The following is an 18,450-nucleotide window of genomic DNA, read 5'->3' on the forward strand; positions in this document are numbered from 1 at the left end:
GATCCTGGAACTGAAAAAAAAGAGCCGCGATAGTAACAGCCCATGCCGCGAAGTTGCGATTGGCTCTCAATGGAAGCTGATGGCCTATAGACAGTCCGCGGCTTTCTTCTAGAATGCCTGCCACTGACATAACGGAAGGGATTCTCGGATGATCAACGCCAGCCTGCTGCAAATGGTGATCAATGCCTCGAATGACGGAATCGTGGTCGCTGAAAAGGAAGGCGAGCAGGACAACATCCTTATTTACGTCAACCCTGCCTTCGAGCGCATGACCGGTTATAGCAGTGAGGAAATCCTCTACCAGGACTGTCGTTTTTTGCAGGCTGGAGACCGTGATCAACCAAGTCTGCAACTGATTCGCGAGACATTGCGTGAAGGCGGTTCCTGCCGGGAAATCCTGCGCAACTATCGCAAGGATGGCACGCCGTTCTGGAACGAATTGTCATTGTCGACGATAAAAAATGCCGATGACGGGCAGACCTATTTCATCGGTGTGCAGAAAGATGTGACGGTTCAGGTCAAGGCGCAGCAGCGGGTTGCGCAGCTCGAAGCTCAAGTGGCGGCGCTGCAAAGCGAGCTGGCGGCACTCAAAGCGACGAACGGCGCAAACAAAACCGCGAACTGACGGTCATTAACTACAATCACCAATGACTTTGTAACTATTCACTTCGAGTTAGCCATGCAGCGCGACGCCCTCCTCACCCAGGACGAGCTGGATTTCATCCAGACAATGCAGCACAACCCGCAACTGAACGTGCGGGATGCAACGTCGAGTCTGCTGGTTAATGGTGGTTCGCAGATCCGTGACCTGCTGACACGTCTGGCTGCTCACGAGCAGGTGACGATCCAGGCCAACTTCGAAAATCAGCAGATGACCTTCCCGCTGCATCTGGTGGAAGACGAGTTCCACGCACTGCATCTGCGTCTCGGGGTGCCGAGCATCTACGAAGACGGGCCGATGGTGCGCCCATGGCGTCTCGTACTCGAGGAGCCGGTGGCATTGGAAAACGCCAAAGGCCAGCCCGGCACGCTGTGGGTGCACGAGGTGTCGCACAAAGGTGTGTTGCTGGAAGTGCGCAACAAGACCAAACCACCGAAACATTTCGCCCTGTGGTTCAGCCCTTCCGGTTATGAGCGCATCTCGTTGCGCGGCCATTTCGAGCGTGAAACCGAGCAAGGTTTCTTCGCTTACGAACTGAGCCAGACCGATGCCGACGAAACCGAGCGCCTGCGCCAGTTCATCCTTCAACAGCATCGCCTGACACACCCCGCCCTGCACGCCTGAGTCTCAGGTATCCAGCTTGCCTGCCATGAATTGCTTCATGCGTTGACGCATCGTTGCGCCCTCATTCCCCAGACATGCAACGGATGAACCGGCCAGACTGTCTTCGGCCAGTTCCGAGGCATCGCCGGCCAACATCAATTGGCAATCGAGGCTCAGTGCCAGACGATTCAGGCGCCGGGGCAGCTCTGGACCGGGGGCATGATTGGAAAACAGTACAAGTGCGTCAGGCTTGACCTTTTCGCAGACCAGCGTCAATTCATCGAACGGCTGGCCCGTGGTCAGCACCCGCACGCCAGAATCGTTGCCGCTGAGAAACAGCGCCGCGACCAGCAACTCAAGCTCTCTGCACTGCCCCGCGAGCGCGCTGACAATCACCCGGCGCGGTTGCGCACCACGCAACATGACAATGCGCTGCAGTACACGCACCCTGAGAAATCCGTCGAGAAACAACCATTCGCTGGTTTGCCCGAAAGCGTCCTGGCGCTGCAGCAGTTGACGCCACAACGGCATCAGAATGGCTTCGAACACCACCGGCAGCGCGTACGACGAGAAAATCTGCCCGTAGACGCGATCCAGCTGCTGATCGTCGAACGCACTGACCGCCTGCTGAACCTGCTCCTGCCATTGCTTGTAATCGGCCTGCACATGGTCATCGGGGATGAAGTTTGCCAGCACCTTCAGAGGCTCTGTTTTCGCCAGGATCTTGCCGACTTTGCTCACGGCCACGCCGCGATCGATCCAGTCGACAATGCTGCGCACGCGCTCGATATCGTTCATGGAATACAAACGATGCCCGCTTTCGGTGCGCGTCGGCTGGATGAGTCCGTAACGGCGCTCCCAGGCACGCAGGGTCACCGGGTTGACGCCAGTCAGGCGCGCCACTTCGCGGATGGGAAATAGCTCTTCGCGCTCGATCGTGCCGAGTGCTGTCGAAGCCGGGCGAGGGTCCGTGATTACAGGCATCTGGCGGTCAACTTCCATGTCGGTTCATTGGATCCCATTTTAAACATGATGGACTGGAAACCTTCAAGTAGTGATCTGCGACGAAAGCTGCTGGTTTAATCGACAAAATCAGGAATAATCCTTGCTTGTTGTAAAGCGCAAGCCTCTACCCCGGCCTGCGTCAGGCGAAGCTCTTACCCGGAGCGACGCACTCGAAATACGGAGATACAAAATGTCTACTTCCCCCGTCACGCTAATGGTAGCGCGTCGCGTCGCCGATGGCCGTTATCACGATCTTATCGCCTGGTTGCGCGAAGGCGAGCAACTGGCCACCGACTTCCCCGGCTACCTCGGCTCCGGCGTCCTCGCGCCACCGCCCGGTGACAACGAATTCCAGATTATCTTCCGCTTTGTCGATGAGCAGACCCTGCACGCGTGGGAATACTCGGCGTCGCGTACCGCCTGGCTTAACCGCGGCAGCGATTTGTTCGAACATCCTAAAGAGCACCGGGTCAGCGGCATTGAAGGCTGGTTTGGTGCTGCCGGCCAACGCCCGCCGCGCTGGAAACAGGCCGTGGCGATCTGGCTGGCGTTTTTTCCGGTGTCGCTGATATTCAACTTTGCCCTCGGCCCGCTGCTCGCTGAGCTGAGCCTGTTGCCGCGCATCTTGATCGGCACGGCGTGCCTGACGCCGCTGATGGTGTATTTCTTCATCCCGTTGTCGACGCGTCTGCTGGCGAACTGGTTGAACAGCACGCCGACGCGGCCATTGGCTGGCGCACCGTCGGCGCAGAATCGCTGATCTGCAGCGGGCGGCGAGCCTGTTATAGTTTTCGCTTCAACCGCGATGCGAGCCGCCCATGCCAGATTCCGCAGCCCCGATCCTCATCACCGGCGCCGGCCAGCGTGTCGGTTTGCACTGCGCGCAGCGCTTGATCGAGGATGGCCACCCGCTGATTTTCACTTACCGCACCGAGCGACCGGGCGAACAGGCCCTTCGCGATCTTGGTGCGACAGCGCTGTTCGCGGACTTTTCCAGCGAGGCCGGGATTCTTGCCTTCATCGATGCGCTGAAAGCCCACACCGACAGCTTGCGCGCCGTCGTGCATAACGCCTCCGAATGGCTGGCAGAAACCCAGGGCAGCGAAGCACAGGCCTTCAATCGCATGTTCAACATTCACATGCTCGCGCCTTACCTGATCAACCTGCACTGCGCCGAGTTGCTGCAGCGCTCGACGCCTGCCGACATCATCCACATCAGCGACGATGTCACCCGCAAAGGCAGCAGCAAGCACATCGGTTATTGCGCCAGCAAGGCCGGGCTCGACAGTCTGACCCTGTCGTTTGCCGCGCGCTTTGCGCCGGCCATCAAGGTCAACGGCATCGCTCCGGCGCTGCTATTGTTCAACCCCGACGATGACGCCGCCTACCGCAGCAAGGCGCTGGCCAAGTCCGCGTTGGGTATCGAGCCCGGCTGCGAGGTGATCTACCAGAGCCTGCGCTATCTGCTCGACAATCCCTATGTCACTGGCACGACCCTGACCGTCAACGGCGGCCGGCACGTCAAATAGGCCGTCCCGCTTCGGCCGCGAGTCGAGTAAGATCCACCAGAACGCCTGCAATAGACTGGACGGAGCAAATCAATGCCACAACTTCAACCGGGAATGGCGCGCATCCGGGTCAAGGATCTGCGCCTGCGCACCTTTATCGGCATCAACGAGGACGAAATCCTCAACAAGCAGGATGTGCTGATCAACCTGACCATTCTGTACGCAGCGCAGGAAGCGGTGCGTGACAACGACATCGACCACGCGCTGAATTACCGCACCATCACCAAAGCGATCATCGCCCACGTCGAAGGCAACCGCTTCGCCCTGCTCGAACGCCTGACCCAGGAATTGCTCGACCTGGTGATGACCAATACATCGGTGCTGTACGCCGAAGTCGAAGTCGACAAACCGCACGCGCTGCGCTTCGCCGAATCGGTATCGATTACGCTCGCAGCGAGCCGCTAGCTTCAAGCCTCAAGCCGCAAGCTGTAAACTTTGCTCACAGACACCCATCTTGCAGCTTGAAGCTTGCCGCTCAAAGCTGTCTCGAAGAGACCCCCCATGACTGATCAACAACGCCTGGAACTCGAAGCCGCCGCCTTTCGCCGACTGGTCGCTCACCTCGACAGCCGAAAGGACGTGCAGAACATCGACCTGATGAACCTCGCCGGGTTCTGCCGCAACTGCCTGTCGAAATGGTACAAGGCCGAAGCCGACCAACGTCAGATCGAGGTCAGCCTCGATGACGCCCGCGAAGTGGTGTACGGCATGCCCTACGCCGAGTGGAAAGCCCAATACCAGCAAGAAGCCAGCGCCGAGCAGCAAGCAGCGTTTGCCAAAGGAAAACCCAATGACTGATCTGAACACCCTGCGCGCCAGCCTCAAGAGTGGCGAGCATGCTTTCGCCGACACCCTGGCGTTCATCGCCGCCGGTTACGACTACCAGCCGCAAGCATTCAACAACGGCGGCGTGGAAAACGCTGCCGGGCAGAACGAAGGCTCGTGCAAGACCCTGGGTCTGGCACTGCTGGAAGGCTTGAACGATGAAGAAGCGCTGCTGGCGTTCGGCGAGCATTACCGTTCGGTCCTGGCGACGCCCGAGGGCAGCGATCACGGCAACATTCGCGCGTTGATCAAGCACGGCCTGGCCGGGGTTGAATTCAGCGCCCAACCCTTGACCCGCCGCTGATCCCCAACGGCCACACATAACACCTGTGGGAGCGAGCCTGCTCGCGAAGACGGACTGACATTCAACGTTGATGTCGACTGATACACCGCTTTCGCGAGCAGGCTCGCTCCCACACTGGATGCGTGGCGACTGCGAATCTCGGGCACAAAAAAACCGGCCAATCTGGCCGGTTTTTTTTTATGCCCTGCGGTCTTAGAACGTGGCGTTCTGCAAGCCGTCCAGGTAACGCTCGGTGTCCAGTGCCGCCATGCAACCGGCGCCGGCCGAGGTGATGGCCTGACGGTAAACGTGGTCAGCCACGTCACCGGCAGCGAAGATGCCTTCGACGCTAGTGGCCGTCGCATTGCCTTCACGGCCGCCCTGCACAACCAGGTAACCGTCTTTCAGCGTCAACTGGCCTTCGAACAGCGAAGTGTTCGGAGTGTGGCCGATGGCGATGAACACGCCGTCGACTTTGATTTCGTCGAAGCTGCCATCGTTGTTGCGCAGGCGCGCACCGGTCACGCCCATGTTGTCGCCGAGAACTTCGTCCAGGTTGGCGTTCAACTTGAGAATGATCTTGCCTTCAGCCACACGAGCGTTGAGCTTGTCGATCAGGATCTTCTCGGCGCGGAAGGTTTCGCGACGGTGGATCAAAGTCACGGTGCTGGCGATGTTGGCCAGGTACAGCGCTTCTTCGACAGCGGTGTTGCCACCGCCAACCACGGCGACCGGCTTGTTGCGGTAGAAGAAACCGTCGCAGGTTGCGCAGGCCGACACGCCTTTGCCCATGAACGCTTCTTCCGACGGCAGGCCCAGGTAACGGGCGCTGGCGCCAGTGGCGATGATCAGCGCATCGCAGGTATAGACGGCGCTGTCGCCGGTCAGGGTGTACGGCTTGGCAGCGAAGTCCACGGCGTTGATGTGATCGAAGACGATCTCGGTCTCGAAACGCTCGGCGTGCTCGCGCATGCGCTCCATCAACACCGGACCGGTCAGGCCATGAACATCACCCGGCCAGTTGTCGACTTCGGTGGTGGTGGTCAGTTGACCGCCGGCCTGCATGCCGGTAATCAGCAGTGGCTTGAGGTTGGCGCGGGCCGCGTAGACCGCAGCGCTGTAACCGGCGGGGCCGGAACCGAGAATGATCACTCGCGAATGACGGACTTCAGACATGAATCTGCTCCTGTTGGCCGGCCATGAAAAATCTGGCGCGGACGCCGGACGGCCGGCGGAATAAAAAAGGACCGTGGACACCTTGGGGAAGGCTTGAACTCGACAGTCCTGTAAAAAGTTGGGTGCAGCGTATCGAGGGGGGCAAGATTAAGGAAATACGGTTTAACAATCCAGCTCATAGGTGGTCTCTATGCCGAGACGGTGACGAGATAGACCTCTTTGTTACAGTGAATGTCGATTGCTCTGCCGCGCTTTCGCCGCTGGGGCAAAGTCGGTAACGTCGGCGCGATTTCCCTTGCTTCGGAGCACCTTATGCCCGCCCCTGTTCTGTCAGGCCCGCAATACCTGCGCGAAGGCCTCAAACTGGTCCTGAGCCCTGGCCTGCGCCTGTTCGTGTTGTTGCCGCTGGCTATCAACCTGGTGCTGTTCGTCGGATTGATCTATCTGGCCGGCCACCAGTTCAGCCTGTGGGTCGACACGCTGATGCCGTCGTTGCCTGAATGGCTGAGTTTCCTCAGCTATATCCTCTGGCCGCTGTTCGTGGTCCTCGTGGCCTTGATGGTGTTTTTCACCTTCACCATGCTCGCCAACATCATTGCCGCACCGTTCAACGGTTTCCTCGCGGAAAAAGTTGAAGTGGTGGTGCGCGGCACCGATGATTTCCCGGCGTTCAGCTGGGGCGAACTGGTCGCGATGATCCCGCGCACCCTCTCCCGGGAAATGCGCAAGCTCGGCTACTTCCTGCCGCGCGCCATTGGCCTGTTCATCCTGTCGTTCATCCCGGTGGTAAATATCGTCGCCGCGCCGTTATGGCTGCTGTTCGGCGTGTGGATGATGGCCATCCAGTACATCGACTACCCGGCGGATAACCACAAACTGGGCTGGAACGAGATGCTCGCCTGGCTGCGGCAGAAGCGCTGGCAGAGCATGAGTTTTGGCGGGATCGTCTATCTGGTGTTGCTGATTCCGGTGGTCAACATCCTGATGATGCCGGCGGCGGTAGCCGGGGCGACGTTGTTCTGGGTGCGTGAACGTGGTGCCGAAAATCTGGTGATACAGCACTGACCGCGTCACAAATCCATCATCCAAATGTCACAACGTCGACATGGCCTCAGCCGACACTGAGGTCATGACGACAGCTCTACATATCACCCTCATCAGCGAAACCTTCCCACCGGAAATCAACGGCGTGGCCAATACCCTTGGCCGCTTGTGCGAGGGTTTGCGCGCACGAGGGCATCAGGTGGAGCTGGTGCGCCCGCGCCAGGCCGGTGATCCACAACGCAGCGAAGACGATGCACTGTTGCTGTGTCGCGGATGGCCGCTGCCGGGCTATCCGGGGCTGCAATGGGGCCAGTCGTCGATGCATAAACTGCTGCGGCGCTGGAAACGCCAGCGCCCCGATGTGCTGTACATCGCCACGGAAGGCCCGCTGGGATTGTCAGCACTGCGCGCCGCACGGCGCCTGGGGATTGCGGTGGTGAGCGGCTTTCACACCAACTTCCAGCAATACACCAGCCAGTACGGCCTCGGTCTGCTGACGCGGATGCTTACCCACTACCTGCGCTGGTTTCACAATCGTTCGGCAATGACTTTGGTGCCGAGCGCCAGTCAGCGCCTGGAGTTGGAGCGGCGGCATTTCGAGCGGCTGGCGTTGTTGTCGCGGGGTGTGGACAGCCAGTTGTTTCATCCGAGCAAACGTCAGAGCGCGTTGCGTGAGCAATGGGGGCTCTCTGACACGGATATCGCGGTCATCCACGTAGGAAGGCTCGCCCCGGAGAAAAATCTGGGCCTGCTCAAACGCTGCTTTGAAACCCTGTGTGAGACTTATCCACAGCGCCATCTGAAGCTGATCGTGGTCGGTGACGGCCCGCAGCGTTTGGCGCTGGAAAAAGAATTGCCGGAAGCGATCTTCTGCGGCGCGCAGCGGGGTGAAGTACTGGCGGCGCACTATGCCTCAGGGGATCTGTTTGTATTTCCCAGCCTCACCGAAACTTTCGGCAATGTGGTGCTGGAAGCCCTGGCTTCGGGACTCGGCGTTGTTGCCTATGACCAGGCAGCGGCGGCGCAGCATATTCGCCATGGCTACAACGGCGTTTCGGCAATGCCCGGCGATGAGCAGGCGTTTTGCGAAGCGGCGGCGTGGTTGCTGGAGGAAGATGAACGGTTGCGTTGTGTGCGGCTGAATGCGCGGCAGCATGGCAGTCGCCAGGGCTGGGCGGCGATTATCGAGCAATTCGAGGGGTATTTGCGGGGGGCTTGTGTGGGGGAGTTGGTGGTGCCTGGGGCGCAGACACAACCATAGATTTGCGTCGACATAGAAACAGCGTTCGCGAGCAGGCTCGCTCCCACATGGGCACCGCATTCCGTCATATGAAATGCAGTAGAGGGTGGGAGCGAGCCTGCTCGCGAAAAGGTCGAACTGGCGCTGCTTAAACCAGGGTCATCAACGCCTCACGACTGAACGGCAGAATATCCTGCTCACGTCCTTCACGGACTTTCTGCGCCCAGTCCGGATCGACCAGCAGCGCGCGGCCCACTGCTACCAGGTCGAACTCTTCTTTGTTCAGACGCTCCAGCAGATTTTCCAGGCTGGCCGGTTGCGCGACCTTGTCGGTGTTGACCATGAACTGCAGGAACTCGCCGTCCAGGCCGACGCTGCCCACGGTGATGGTCGGTTTGCCGGTCAGCTTGCGGGTCCAGCCAGCGAGGTTCAGATCCGAGCCGTCGAACTCCGGCTCCCAGAAGCGTCGGGTCGAGCAGTGGAAAATGTCCACGCCAGCGTCAGACAGCGGCTTGAGAAACTCGCCCAGCGCTTCGGGTGTTTGCACCAGACGCGCGGTGTAATCCTGCTGCTTCCACTGCGAGAAGCGGAAGATGATCGGGAAACCCTCACCGACAGCCGCGCGTACTGCTTGAATCAATTCGATGGCAAAACGCGAACGGTTGGCCAGGCTGCCACCGTATTCGTCGGTGCGCTGATTGCTGCCTTCCCAGAAGAACTGGTCGATCAGATAACCGTGAGCGCCATGGATTTCCACACCGTCCATGCCGATGCTTTGCGCATCTTTGGCAGCCTGGGCAAACGCAGCGATCACGTCCTGGATGTCGTGTTTGGTCATACCGTGAACCACGACCTGGCCGTCCTTGAGTTTCTCCGACGGACCGTAGCCCGGTACGCTGGCGTCCGGCTCGGTGCCAAGGCGACGTACGCTGCCGACGTGCCACAGTTGCGGAACGATCTTGCCGCCCTCGGCGTGCACGGCGTCGACAACTTTTTTCCAGCCGGCCAGCGGCGCGTCACCGAAAAATTGCGGCACGTTTGGATAGCCATTGGACGCGATGTGGCCGACCGTGGTGCCTTCGGTGATGATCAGGCCAACCCCAGCGGCCGCACGTCGACGGTAGTACTCAATGACTTTTGAATTCGGCACGCCGCCCGGGGAGAACGAGCGGGTCATCGGCGCCATGACCACGCGGGTCGGCAGTTCGAGGGCACCGAGGTGGAACGGTTTGAACAGGGCTTGAACAGGCATCGAGAGGCTCCACGAAAACGTTGGCTACAGGCATGAATCGATATGACGCCGATAATATTAAGAGTCGAGAGCTCTGAACAGCATTATTGATTTTGGTGATTAAGGATCAAAAGATTGAAAAGCAAAAGATCGCAGCCTTCGGCAGCTCCTACACGAGATTGGTGTTCTCCCTGTAGGAGCTGCCGAGGGCTGCGATCTTTTGATGCTACTTTTCAGCCCAGCGCTTTTTCAATCGCATGCACGATGGTCGGATCATCCGGCGCCGTGCGCGGCGAGAACCGCGCCAGCACCCGGCCGTCCTTGCCGAGCAGAAACTTCTCGAAATTCCAGGTGATGTCACCGGGAAATTCGGCGCCCTCGCCCGCCAGCAGGCGATACAACTGATGCCGCTCGTGGCCGTTGACTTCGAGCTTGCTCGACAACGGAAAGGTCACGCCATAGTTGAGGCTGCAGAACTCCTGGATCTCTTTCTCCGAGCCTGGCTCCTGACCGGCAAACTGGTTGCACGGGAGGCCCAGCACAGCAAAGCCTTTATCTTTGTATTGCTGGTAGAGGTTTTCCAGTGCCGCGTACTGAGGGGTCAAGCCGCATTTGGAGGCCACGTTGACCACCAGCACGACTTGGCCCTTGAACGGCGCCAGCGGTAGCTCCTGACCATCCAGGGCGGTCAACTTAAGGTCGTGAAAAGCACTCATGCCGAACTCCAGGATTCTCGTGTTCTACTCGAAACAGCCACTTGGCGAGGCCACCAAGGACAGCCGCGGACTAAAAAGGCGCCCACAGGCGCCTCTCCAGTACTCGAAGCTTAGCGCAGAAAATCAGTGGTGATGGCCACCTTCGCCATGGACGTGACCATGAGCGATTTCTTCCTGGCTGGCGTCACGGATATCAACGATCTTAACCTTGAAGTTCAGGCGCTGACCGGCCAGAGGGTGGTTGCCATCAACGGTGACGTCGTCGCCGTCCAGGTCACGAATGGTGACGATCTGCATCTGGCCGTCCGGCGCCGAAGCGTGGAACTGCATGCCGACTTCCAGCTCGTCAACGCCTTCGAACATGCTGCGGCTCAGGGTGCTGACCAGCTCGGCGGCGTATTCGCCGTAAGCATCTTCCGGCTCAACGGCCACTTCCAGCTCGTCGCCGACAGCTTTGCCTTCCAGGGCTTTTTCCAGGCCCGGGATGATGTTGCCTGCACCTTGCAGGTAAACCAGCGGAGCGCCGCCGGCGGAGCTGTCGATGACCTCACCAGCGTCGTTGGTCAGGGTATAGTCGATGGAGACAGCCTTATTGGCGGCGATCAGCATGGGGCGAGACCTTTTGCATAAGAATATAGAAAGGCCAAGTTTAGCGAAGCAATCGCGTGAAAGCGACCACAACCCGGACAAACGGGTTTCGACCATCACCGGCTTTCATCAGGACGAAGATGGCCATTGGGTGGTCGAGCTTTCCTGTGGCCACACCCAACACCTGCGCCACCAGCCGCCGTGGCAAACCCGCGCCTGGGTCCTGGATCCGGCGCAACGTATTGAAAAAACAGGTCAACCCTTTGCCTGCGGTTGGTGTGCACAAGGCTCGGTTAGCGATAACCTTGGCGACTGAATTTCGGTAGTCGGCCAGACATAGGCTGACACCCTTGCATAGAGAATTCCCATGCAAACTTTTTTTATCGCCCCCACCGATTTTGGCGTGGGTCTGACCTCCATCAGCCTCGGGCTGGTGCGCACGCTTGAACGCGCCGGGCTGAAAGTCGGCTTCTTCAAACCGATCGCCCAGCCGCACCCCGGCGACACCGGCCCTGAGCGATCCACCGAACTGGTGGCGCGCACCCACGGTCTGAAACCGCCGCAGCCGTTAGGCCTGGCGCACGTTGAACGCATGCTCGGCGACGGTCAGCTCGACGAACTGCTCGAAGAAATCATCGCCCTGTATCAGCAAGCGGCGGTCGGCAAAGACGTGCTGGTGGTCGAAGGCATGGTGCCGACCCGCAGCGCCAGTTACGCCGCGCGGGTCAATCTGCACCTGGCCAAGAGTCTGGATGCCGAGGTGATTCTGGTCTCGGCGCCGGAAAACGAAGTGCTCGCCGAGCTTTCTGGCCGTGTCGAGCTTCAGGCTCAATTGTTCGGTGGCCCGAAAGATCCGAAAGTCCTCGGGGTGATCCTCAACAAGGTCAAGACCGACGAGAGCATGGACGCCTTCGCCACGCGTCTGAAGGAGCATTCGCCGTTGCTGCGCAGCGGTGATTTCCGCTTGCTTGGCTGCATCCCGTTTCAGCCGGAACTCAATGCGCCACGCACCCGCGACGTCGCCGACCTGATGGGCGCGCAAGTGCTCAACGCGGGCGACTACGAAACCCGGCGCATGAGCAAAATCATCATTTGCGCACGAACCATGCGCAACACCGTCGAGCTGCTCAAGCCCGGCGTGCTGGTGGTGACGCCGGGCGATCGCGACGACATCATCCTCGCCGTCAGCCTCGCAGCGATCAACGGCGTGCCGCTGGCCGGCCTGCTGCTGACCAGCGACACCCTGCCCGACCCGCGCATCATGGACCTGTGCCGGGGCGCGTTGCAGGCCGGTCTGCCGGTGTTGTCGGTGAGCACCGGCTCGTACGACACCGCCAATCTGCTCAATGGCCTGAACAAGGAAATCCCGATCGATGACCGCGAGCGCGCGGAGATCATCACCGATTTCGTCGCCAGCCACCTCGACGCCAACTGGCTGCATCAGCGCTGCGGTACGCCTCGGGAGATGCGCCTGTCGCCGGCAGTGTTCCGCTATCAATTGATCCAGCGCGCGCAAGCGGCGAACAAGCGCATCGTCTTGCCCGAAGGCAGCGAGCCGTTCACCGTGCAAGCGGCGGCGATCTGTCAGGAACGCGGGATCGCCCGCTGCGTGCTGTTGGCCAAGCCCGAAGACGTCGAAGCGGTCGCCCGCGCGCAAGGTATCGTGCTGCCGCCGGGTCTGGAAATCCTTGACCCGGACCACATCCGCGAGCGTTACGTCGAGCCGATGGTCGCTCTGCGCAAAAGCAAAAGCCTCAACGCACCAATGGCCGAGCAGCAACTGGAAGACACCGTGGTGATCGGCACCATGATGCTTGCGCTGGATGAGGTCGACGGCCTGGTTTCGGGTGTGATCAACACCACCGCCAACACCATCCGCCCCGCCCTGCAATTGATCAAGACCGCACCGGGCTGCACGCTGGTGTCGTCGGTGTTCTTCATGCTTTTTCCGGAAGAAGTGCTGGTCTACGGCGACTGCGTGATGAATCCACACCCGAGCGCCGCGGAACTGGCCGAGATCGCCCTGCAAAGCGCTGACTCGGCGGCCGCATTCGGTATCACTCCACGGGTGGCGATGATCAGCTATTCCAGCGGCGAATCGGCCCGCGGTGAAGAAGTCGAGAAAGTCCGCGAGGCGACTCTGCTGGCTCATGAGCAACAGAATTCGCTGCTGATCGACGGCCCGTTGCAGTACGACGCCGCCGCCAACGCCGACGTCGCCCGGCAACTGGCGCCGAACAGTCAGGTCGCCGGGCGCGCCACGGTGTTTGTGTTCCCCGATCTGAACACCGGCAACACCACGCACAAAGCCGTACAACGCAGCGCCGATTGCGTCAGTCTCGGGCCGATGCTGCAAGGCCTGCGTAAACCGGTGAACGACCTGCCGCGCGGCGCGCAAGTCGATGACATCGTCTACACCATCGCGCTCACCGCGATTCAAGCCGCCAACCGACCTATGGATGTGTAAATGCTGGATTTTCTACCCGCCCCCGTGCGCGGCGTGATCGCCTCGCTGCTGTTGGCGCTCAACACGATTCTGCTGTGCTCGTTCCTGTTCTGTGTGGCGCTGGTCAAGGCCCTGCCGTTTGCCTTTACCCAGCGCATTGCCGGTTGGCTGATGAGCCACACCCACGAGGCGTGGATCAGCAACAACAAAGCCTGGATGAATCTGGTTCGGCGCACCCGCTGGCACGTCAGCGGCCTGCAAGGCCTCGACTATCAGCACTCGTACCTGATCACCAGCAACCACCAGAGCTGGGTGGATATTCTGGTGCTGCAATACGTGCTCAACCGCAAGATTCAACCGCTGAAGTTTTTCCTCAAGCAGGAGCTGATCTGGGTCCCGGTAATCGGGCTGGCCTGGTGGGCGCTGGGCTTTCCGTTCATGAAGCGCTACTCCAAGGCGTACCTGGAAAAACACCCGGAGAAGAAAGGCAAGGACCTGGAAACCACGCGCAAGACCTGCGCGAAATTCCGCCATAACCCGGTGGGGATTTTCAACTTCGTCGAAGGCACACGCTTCACCGAAGGCAAGCATGCGCAGCAGCAGTCACCGTTCAAGTACCTGCTCAAGCCCAAGGCCGGCGGGATCGCCTTTGTGCTGGATGCGATGGGCGAACAGCTGGAGTCGATCGTCAACGTGACGATTCATTATCCAGCGGGGCGTCCAGGGTTCTGGGATTTGCTCTGCGGCAATGTGCGCGATGTGGTGGTGCATTTTGAAGAAATCAAAATCCCGCCGGCCTTCATCGGCAAGAACTACGACCAGGACGGCGAGTATCGATTGCAGTTTCAGGGCTGGATCAATCAGCTGTGGCTGGACAAGGATGCGTTGCTGGAGCAGATGCACCGCGAATATCCACCCAAACACTGACCCCTGTGGGAGCGAGCCTGCTCGCGAAAGCGGTGGATCAGCTTGCAAAGATGTTGAATGAGATAAAGCTTTCGCGAGCAGGCTCGCTCCACAGTTGATCGTTCCCACGCTCCGCGTGGGAATGCAGCCCGGGACGCTCCGCGTCCCTGCCGAAGCGGACGCGGAGCGTCCAATGAGGCATTCCCACGCGGAGCGTGGGAAGGATCACCCAACACTAAAAAGCCCGCCGATGATCACTCACCGGCGGGCTTTTTCTTGCCGCTTGCAGCTAGTAGCTTGTCGCTGCTTCAATGCTTAAATCGCGCCACGCTGCCGCAACAGCTCCAGCACTTGCTTGACGCTTTCTTCCAGACTCAGGGACTGCGTGTCGATCACCAAATCGGCATTGAGCGGCACGTCGTACGGGAAGGATTCGCCCGGGATGTTGTCGCCACCAGCAGCGTACAGCCCTTGCGGATCACGCTCGGCGCACACGGTCGGCGAGGCCTGCACGTAGACCGTCAGCAAGCGATCCTTGCCGATCAGTTCCTTGGCCTGCTCGCGACCTTCGGCACTTGGCGCGACGAACGCGGCCAGGGTCAGCAGCCCCGCTTCGTTGAACTGACGCGCCACGTGGGCGGCTCGACGCCAGTTCTCGGTACGCCCGGCGCGATCCTGTGGCAGACCTTTGTTCAAGTCATGACGCAGGTTCTGGCCATCGAGTACAAACACCGCGCGGCCCATGTCGAACAGCTTGCGCTCGACCGCATACGCCAGGGTGCTTTTACCCGCGCCGGACAGGCCGCTGAACAGCACGGTGGCCGGTTGCTGGCCGAAGCGCTGGGCGCGTTCTTCAGTCGCCACGTGGGCCAGTTTGCCGTGGTGGGTGGCAGTGCCATGCGCTACAGGCTGAGCGACGATCATGCCGGCGCCAACGGTGCCGTTGGTCAGGCGATCGATGACGATGAACGCGCCGGTGGTGCGGTTGCTTTCGTAACCGTCGAGGGCGATCGGCGCGTCGAGCGCGATCTTTACCTTGCCGATTTCGTTGAGCTGCAACGCGCTCGCCGGGCCTTCTTCCAATGTGTTCACGTCGACCTTGTTGACGATGCTGGCGATTGAGCCCGGCACGTAACTGGTGGCGCGTTTGATGTCGTATTTCTTGCCCGGCAGCATCGGCTCTTCAGCCATCCACACCAGCATCGCTTCGAAGCTGTCGGTGACCGGCGGCACGTTGTCGGCATGCACCAACAGGTCGCCACGGGAGATATCGATTTCGTCTTCCATGGTCAGGGTTACCGCCTGACCTGGACCTGCGTGCTCCAGTTCACCTTCGAAGGTGACGATGGATTTCACCCGGCTGCTCTTGCCCGACGGCAGCACCACGACTTCGTCGCCCTTGTGCACGATGCCGCTGGCCAGGGTGCCGGCGAAACCACGGAAATTCAGGTTCGGACGGTTGACGTACTGCACCGGGAAACGCAGATCGGTGAAGTTGCGATCGCCCGCGACTTCCACAGTCTCCAGAATCTCCATCAGCGACTGACCGGTGTACCACGGCGAGCGCTCGGACTTGTTCACCACGTTGTCGCCTTTAAGGGCAGACATCGGCACGAAGTGCATGCTGGTCGGCTTCATCTTCAAGCCTTCGGCGAACTTCAGGTAGTCGGCCTTGATCGACTCGAACACGCCTTCGTCGAAGTCCTTCAAGTCCATCTTGTTGATGGCGACGACGATGTGTTTGATGCCCAGCAACGAAGCAATGAAGCTGTGACGACGAGTCTGGGTCTGCACGCCGTAACGGGCGTCGACCAGAATGATCGCCAGGTCACAGGTGGACGCACCGGTGGCCATGTTGCGGGTGTACTGCTCATGGCCGGGGGTGTCGGCGATGATGAATTTGCGCTTGGCGGTGGAGAAATAGCGGTAAGCGACATCAATGGTGATGCCCTGCTCACGCTCGGCCTGCAGACCGTCGACCAGCAATGCCAGGTCGATGTCGTCACCGGTGGTGCCGACTTTCTTCGAATCGCGGGTGATCGCTTCGAGGTGATCTTCGTAGATCATCTTCGAGTCGTGCAGCAGGCGCCCGATCAGGGTGCTCTTGCCGTCATCGACGTTACCGCAGGTCAAAAAGCGCAGCAGCTCTTTACGTTCGTGCTGGCCCAGGTAGGCGAGGATGTCCTCGCTGATCAAATCAGAAACATGCGACATGACAGCCCCTTAGAAATAGCCTTGACGTTTTTTGTCTTCCATCGAGCCTGCGCCATCGTGGTCGATGACCCGGCCCTGGCGCTCGGAAGTTCGCGTCAGGAGCATTTCCTGAATGATGTCCGTCAGGCTTTCGGCCTCGGACTCCACCGCGCCCGTCAACGGGTAGCAGCCAAGGGTGCGGAACCGCACTTTCTTTTTCACGATGCGCGCTTTGTCTTCTTCGGACAGGTGCTCGAGGATGCGCTCGTCGTCGATCATGATCAGCGTGCCGTTCTTCTCGATCACTTCGCGTTCGGCGGCGAAGTACAGGGGCACAATCGGAATGCCTTCGAGATAGATGTACTGCCAGATGTCCAGCTCGGTCCAGTTCGACAACGGGAACACACGAATGGATTCGCCCTTGTTGACCTTGCCGTTGTAGACGTTCCACAGCTCCGGACGCTGGTTTTTCGGGTCCCAGCGGTGTTTGCTGTCGCGGAACGAGTACACGCGCTCTTTGGCGCGGGATTTCTCTTCATCGCGACGGGCGCCGCCGAACGCTGCGTCGAAACCATGCTTGTCGAGTGCCTGTTTCAGGCCTTCGGTTTTCATGATGTCGGTGTGCTTGGCGCTGCCGTGGGTGAACGGGTTGATGTTCTGCGCCACGCCATCGGGGTTGATGTGGGTAATCAGGTCCAGGCCCAAGTCTTCGACCATCTTGTCGCGGAACTTGTACATTTCCTGGAATTTCCAGCGGGTGTCGACGTGCATCACCGGAAACGGCAGTTTGCCCGGGAAGAACGCCTTGCGTGCCAGGTGCAGCATCACGGCGGAGTCTTTACCGATGGAGTACAGCATCACCGGGTTATCGAACTCGGCGGCCACCTCGCGGATGATGTGGATGCTTTCCGCCTCCAGCTGTTTCAGATGCGTCAGTTTGTCGACCATGGCTACTCACGAAAGCTTTCTTATGAACGGCCAGCGGGCCGTGTTCGAGCGAGGAATCCTAGCACAGCGACCTCTTCTAATCAGGACGCCAACTAGATCGAAAGGGTATATGAATATGCCCACCAGTTCGGCCGTCAGGGCCGAACGTGGGAGCGAGCCTGCTCGCGAAGGCGGAGTGTCAGGCACCTTTGTATTGAAGGTCTGACGCCTTCGCGAGCAGGCTCGCTCCCACAGGAGTTTGCGGTGAGCTCAGATCGGGTTGGGGCAATCGATGAAGATGTGCTCAAGGGCAAAGCGCTTCGCCAGATACTCGCCCAACGCCTGCACGCCATAGCGTTCGGTGGCGTGATGGCCGGCGGCGATGAAGCTGATGTCGTTTTCCCGCGCACTGTGGAAAGTCTGCTCGGAGGCCTCGCCACTGATGAACAGATCGACCCCCGCCGCCACGCCCTGATCGATATAACCCTGGCCGCCGCCGGTGCACCAACCGACGCGGCGGATCATGCCGCTGCCTTCGATCAGCAGCGGCTCGCGGCCCATGACCTCTTGCACCTTGCGCGCGAAATCCCGCGCGGTCATCGGCTCATTCAGCGAACCGACCAGCCCGACGACTTTCGGGTTGCTCGGGTCCAACGGCCCTTCAACAGTGATGTCGAGCTGACGCGCCAGTTGCACGTTGTTGCCAACGTCCGGGTGCAGATCCAGCGGCAGGTGATAAGCGAGCAGACTGATGTCGTGCTTGAGCAGGGTTTTCAAGCGGCGCTGTTTCATGCCGGTGACGCAGGGGTTTTCGCCTTTCCAGAAATACCCGTGATGGACCAGGATCAGGTCGGCCTCGGCCTCGACGGCGGCATCGAGTAACGCCTGGCTGGCGGTGACGCCACTGACGATGCGCATCACTTGCGGGCGGCCTTCGACCTGCAAACCGTTGGGGCAATAATCGGCAATTTTCGCACTGCCCAGGTAACGGTCGGCTTCTTCGACGAGGGTGCTGAGGGCAACGGCCATGAAAGACTC

General features: G+C 59.9%; 20 protein-coding genes. 12 read left to right on the plus strand and 8 right to left on the minus strand.

Features of this window, described 5'->3' with window-relative positions; translation table 11 throughout:
* Positions 1-148: 148 nt before the first annotated feature.
* Positions 149-625 (plus strand): PAS domain-containing protein, encoded by a 477-nt coding sequence (locus AB4N48_RS20015; protein ID WP_024011640.1) that lies wholly within the window; start codon positions 149-151, stop codon positions 623-625.
* 54 nt (positions 626-679) lie between these two features.
* The gene (locus AB4N48_RS20020; protein ID WP_024011639.1) at positions 680-1,285 is read left to right on the plus strand and encodes a hypothetical protein; all 606 of its coding nucleotides are present in this window, start codon (positions 680-682) and stop codon (positions 1,283-1,285) included.
* Between the two features lie 3 nt (positions 1,286-1,288).
* Here the strand turns inward: AB4N48_RS20020 and AB4N48_RS20025 are convergent, their stop codons facing one another.
* Positions 1,289-2,248 carry a MerR family transcriptional regulator gene (locus tag AB4N48_RS20025; protein WP_095180389.1) on the minus strand — a complete coding sequence of 320 codons (960 nt, stop codon included), beginning with the start codon at positions 2,246-2,248 and terminating at the stop codon, positions 1,289-1,291.
* A gap of 211 nt (positions 2,249-2,459) precedes the next feature.
* Here AB4N48_RS20025 and AB4N48_RS20030 point away from each other — a divergent pair, with 211 nt between their 5' ends.
* From AB4N48_RS20030 to AB4N48_RS20050, 5 genes are all read left to right on the plus strand, one after another.
* The gene (locus AB4N48_RS20030; protein ID WP_041477999.1) at positions 2,460-3,029 is read left to right on the plus strand and encodes an antibiotic biosynthesis monooxygenase; all 570 of its coding nucleotides are present in this window, start codon (positions 2,460-2,462) and stop codon (positions 3,027-3,029) included.
* Between the two features lie 58 nt (positions 3,030-3,087).
* Positions 3,088-3,798 carry a dihydromonapterin reductase gene (gene folM, locus AB4N48_RS20035; protein WP_460094215.1) on the plus strand — a complete coding sequence of 237 codons (711 nt, stop codon included), beginning with the start codon at positions 3,088-3,090 and terminating at the stop codon, positions 3,796-3,798.
* Positions 3,799-3,870: 72 nt separating this feature from the next.
* The gene (gene folX / locus AB4N48_RS20040; protein ID WP_122610818.1) at positions 3,871-4,242 is read left to right on the plus strand and encodes a dihydroneopterin triphosphate 2'-epimerase; all 372 of its coding nucleotides are present in this window, start codon (positions 3,871-3,873) and stop codon (positions 4,240-4,242) included.
* A gap of 96 nt (positions 4,243-4,338) precedes the next feature.
* Positions 4,339-4,635, plus strand: coding sequence for a DUF1244 domain-containing protein (locus AB4N48_RS20045; protein WP_056782977.1), 297 nt, complete (start codon positions 4,339-4,341; stop codon positions 4,633-4,635).
* Positions 4,628-4,966 (plus strand): HopJ type III effector protein, encoded by a 339-nt coding sequence (locus AB4N48_RS20050; RefSeq protein WP_252879444.1) that lies wholly within the window; start codon positions 4,628-4,630, stop codon positions 4,964-4,966. Before AB4N48_RS20045 ends, AB4N48_RS20050 begins: the two co-directional genes overlap by 8 nt.
* Before the next feature lie 192 nt (positions 4,967-5,158).
* Here AB4N48_RS20050 and trxB read toward each other — a convergent pair whose 3' ends face one another.
* Entirely contained in the window at positions 5,159-6,121 is a 963-nt protein-coding gene (gene trxB, locus AB4N48_RS20055; protein ID WP_016771656.1) for a thioredoxin-disulfide reductase, read from the minus strand.
* A gap of 312 nt (positions 6,122-6,433) precedes the next feature.
* On the opposite strand from trxB, the gene cysZ reads away from it, so the two are divergent.
* Together cysZ and AB4N48_RS20065 are read left to right on the plus strand one after the other, a co-directional pair.
* Entirely contained in the window at positions 6,434-7,186 is a 753-nt protein-coding gene (gene cysZ, locus AB4N48_RS20060) for a sulfate transporter CysZ (protein ID WP_252877460.1), read from the plus strand.
* 40 nt (positions 7,187-7,226) lie between these two features.
* Positions 7,227-8,426 carry a glycosyltransferase family 4 protein gene (locus AB4N48_RS20065; RefSeq protein ID WP_460094216.1) on the plus strand — a complete coding sequence of 400 codons (1,200 nt, stop codon included), beginning with the start codon at positions 7,227-7,229 and terminating at the stop codon, positions 8,424-8,426.
* Positions 8,427-8,553: 127 nt separating this feature from the next.
* Here the strand turns inward: AB4N48_RS20065 and AB4N48_RS20070 are convergent, their stop codons facing one another.
* The 3 genes from AB4N48_RS20070 to AB4N48_RS20080 all read right to left on the minus strand — a co-directional run bounded on the left by AB4N48_RS20070 (position 8,554) and on the right by AB4N48_RS20080 (position 10,961).
* Entirely contained in the window at positions 8,554-9,657 is a 1,104-nt protein-coding gene (locus tag AB4N48_RS20070) for an NADH:flavin oxidoreductase (protein ID WP_460094217.1), read from the minus strand.
* A 212-nt stretch (positions 9,658-9,869) separates the two neighbouring features.
* Positions 9,870-10,352: a glutathione peroxidase gene (locus tag AB4N48_RS20075; RefSeq protein ID WP_122610823.1), complete on the minus strand. Its 483-nt coding sequence runs from the start codon at positions 10,350-10,352 to the stop codon at positions 9,870-9,872.
* Positions 10,353-10,475: 123 nt separating this feature from the next.
* Positions 10,476-10,961 carry an FKBP-type peptidyl-prolyl cis-trans isomerase gene (locus AB4N48_RS20080; RefSeq protein ID WP_056782966.1) on the minus strand — a complete coding sequence of 162 codons (486 nt, stop codon included), beginning with the start codon at positions 10,959-10,961 and terminating at the stop codon, positions 10,476-10,478.
* On the opposite strand from AB4N48_RS20080, the gene AB4N48_RS20085 reads away from it, so the two are divergent.
* The 3 genes from AB4N48_RS20085 to AB4N48_RS20095 are packed head-to-tail and all read left to right on the plus strand — an operon-like array spanning position 10,930 to position 14,313.
* A complete protein-coding gene (locus AB4N48_RS20085; RefSeq protein WP_082530248.1) occupies positions 10,930-11,256 on the plus strand; it encodes a DUF3565 domain-containing protein in 327 nt (108 codons plus the stop codon). The two genes, AB4N48_RS20080 and AB4N48_RS20085, sit on opposite strands and share 32 nt — an antisense overlap.
* A 51-nt stretch (positions 11,257-11,307) precedes the next feature.
* Positions 11,308-13,407, plus strand: coding sequence for a phosphate acetyltransferase (gene pta, locus AB4N48_RS20090; protein WP_024011632.1), 2,100 nt, complete (start codon positions 11,308-11,310; stop codon positions 13,405-13,407).
* Positions 13,408-14,313, plus strand: a complete 906-nt coding sequence (locus AB4N48_RS20095; RefSeq protein WP_150636116.1) for an acyltransferase — start codon at positions 13,408-13,410, stop codon at positions 14,311-14,313.
* Positions 14,314-14,607: 294 nt separating this feature from the next.
* Here the strand turns inward: AB4N48_RS20095 and cysN are convergent, their stop codons facing one another.
* The 3 genes from cysN to AB4N48_RS20110 all read right to left on the minus strand — a co-directional run bounded on the left by cysN (position 14,608) and on the right by AB4N48_RS20110 (position 18,441).
* Positions 14,608-16,506: a sulfate adenylyltransferase subunit CysN gene (cysN, locus tag AB4N48_RS20100; protein ID WP_073473760.1), complete on the minus strand. Its 1,899-nt coding sequence runs from the start codon at positions 16,504-16,506 to the stop codon at positions 14,608-14,610.
* A gap of 9 nt (positions 16,507-16,515) precedes the next feature.
* Entirely contained in the window at positions 16,516-17,433 is a 918-nt protein-coding gene (gene cysD, locus AB4N48_RS20105) for a sulfate adenylyltransferase subunit CysD (protein WP_056782962.1), read from the minus strand.
* 249 nt (positions 17,434-17,682) lie between these two features.
* Positions 17,683-18,441: a Nif3-like dinuclear metal center hexameric protein gene (locus AB4N48_RS20110; protein WP_024011629.1), complete on the minus strand. Its 759-nt coding sequence runs from the start codon at positions 18,439-18,441 to the stop codon at positions 17,683-17,685.
* Between the last annotated feature and the right edge of the window lie 9 nt (positions 18,442-18,450).

The organism is Pseudomonas sp. S2_C11 (assembly GCF_054668395.1).

What these genes read in the sequence shown, in the direction of transcription:
- AB4N48_RS20015 (WP_024011640.1), top strand. Translation starts at nt 149, where the DNA reads ATGATCAACGCCAGCCTGCTGCAAATGGTGATCAATGCCTCGAATGAC.
- AB4N48_RS20020 (WP_024011639.1), top strand. Translation starts at nt 680, where the DNA reads ATGCAGCGCGACGCCCTCCTCACCCAGGACGAGCTGGATTTCATCCAG.
- AB4N48_RS20025 (WP_095180389.1), bottom strand. Translation starts at nt 2,248, where the DNA reads ATGCCTGTAATCACGGACCCTCGCCCGGCTTCGACAGCACTCGGCACG.
- AB4N48_RS20030 (WP_041477999.1), top strand. Translation starts at nt 2,460, where the DNA reads ATGTCTACTTCCCCCGTCACGCTAATGGTAGCGCGTCGCGTCGCCGAT.
- folM (WP_460094215.1), top strand. Translation starts at nt 3,088, where the DNA reads ATGCCAGATTCCGCAGCCCCGATCCTCATCACCGGCGCCGGCCAGCGT.
- folX (WP_122610818.1), top strand. Translation starts at nt 3,871, where the DNA reads ATGCCACAACTTCAACCGGGAATGGCGCGCATCCGGGTCAAGGATCTG.
- AB4N48_RS20045 (WP_056782977.1), top strand. Translation starts at nt 4,339, where the DNA reads ATGACTGATCAACAACGCCTGGAACTCGAAGCCGCCGCCTTTCGCCGA.
- AB4N48_RS20050 (WP_252879444.1), top strand. Translation starts at nt 4,628, where the DNA reads ATGACTGATCTGAACACCCTGCGCGCCAGCCTCAAGAGTGGCGAGCAT.
- trxB (WP_016771656.1), bottom strand. Translation starts at nt 6,121, where the DNA reads ATGTCTGAAGTCCGTCATTCGCGAGTGATCATTCTCGGTTCCGGCCCC.
- cysZ (WP_252877460.1), top strand. Translation starts at nt 6,434, where the DNA reads ATGCCCGCCCCTGTTCTGTCAGGCCCGCAATACCTGCGCGAAGGCCTC.
- AB4N48_RS20065 (WP_460094216.1), top strand. Translation starts at nt 7,227, where the DNA reads ATGGCCTCAGCCGACACTGAGGTCATGACGACAGCTCTACATATCACC.
- AB4N48_RS20070 (WP_460094217.1), bottom strand. Translation starts at nt 9,657, where the DNA reads ATGCCTGTTCAAGCCCTGTTCAAACCGTTCCACCTCGGTGCCCTCGAA.
- AB4N48_RS20075 (WP_122610823.1), bottom strand. Translation starts at nt 10,352, where the DNA reads ATGAGTGCTTTTCACGACCTTAAGTTGACCGCCCTGGATGGTCAGGAG.
- AB4N48_RS20085 (WP_082530248.1), top strand. Translation starts at nt 10,930, where the DNA reads ATGGAGACAGCCTTATTGGCGGCGATCAGCATGGGGCGAGACCTTTTG.
- AB4N48_RS20080 (WP_056782966.1), bottom strand. Translation starts at nt 10,961, where the DNA reads ATGCTGATCGCCGCCAATAAGGCTGTCTCCATCGACTATACCCTGACC.
- pta (WP_024011632.1), top strand. Translation starts at nt 11,308, where the DNA reads ATGCAAACTTTTTTTATCGCCCCCACCGATTTTGGCGTGGGTCTGACC.
- AB4N48_RS20095 (WP_150636116.1), top strand. Translation starts at nt 13,408, where the DNA reads ATGCTGGATTTTCTACCCGCCCCCGTGCGCGGCGTGATCGCCTCGCTG.
- cysN (WP_073473760.1), bottom strand. Translation starts at nt 16,506, where the DNA reads ATGTCGCATGTTTCTGATTTGATCAGCGAGGACATCCTCGCCTACCTG.
- cysD (WP_056782962.1), bottom strand. Translation starts at nt 17,433, where the DNA reads ATGGTCGACAAACTGACGCATCTGAAACAGCTGGAGGCGGAAAGCATC.
- AB4N48_RS20110 (WP_024011629.1), bottom strand. Translation starts at nt 18,441, where the DNA reads ATGGCCGTTGCCCTCAGCACCCTCGTCGAAGAAGCCGACCGTTACCTG.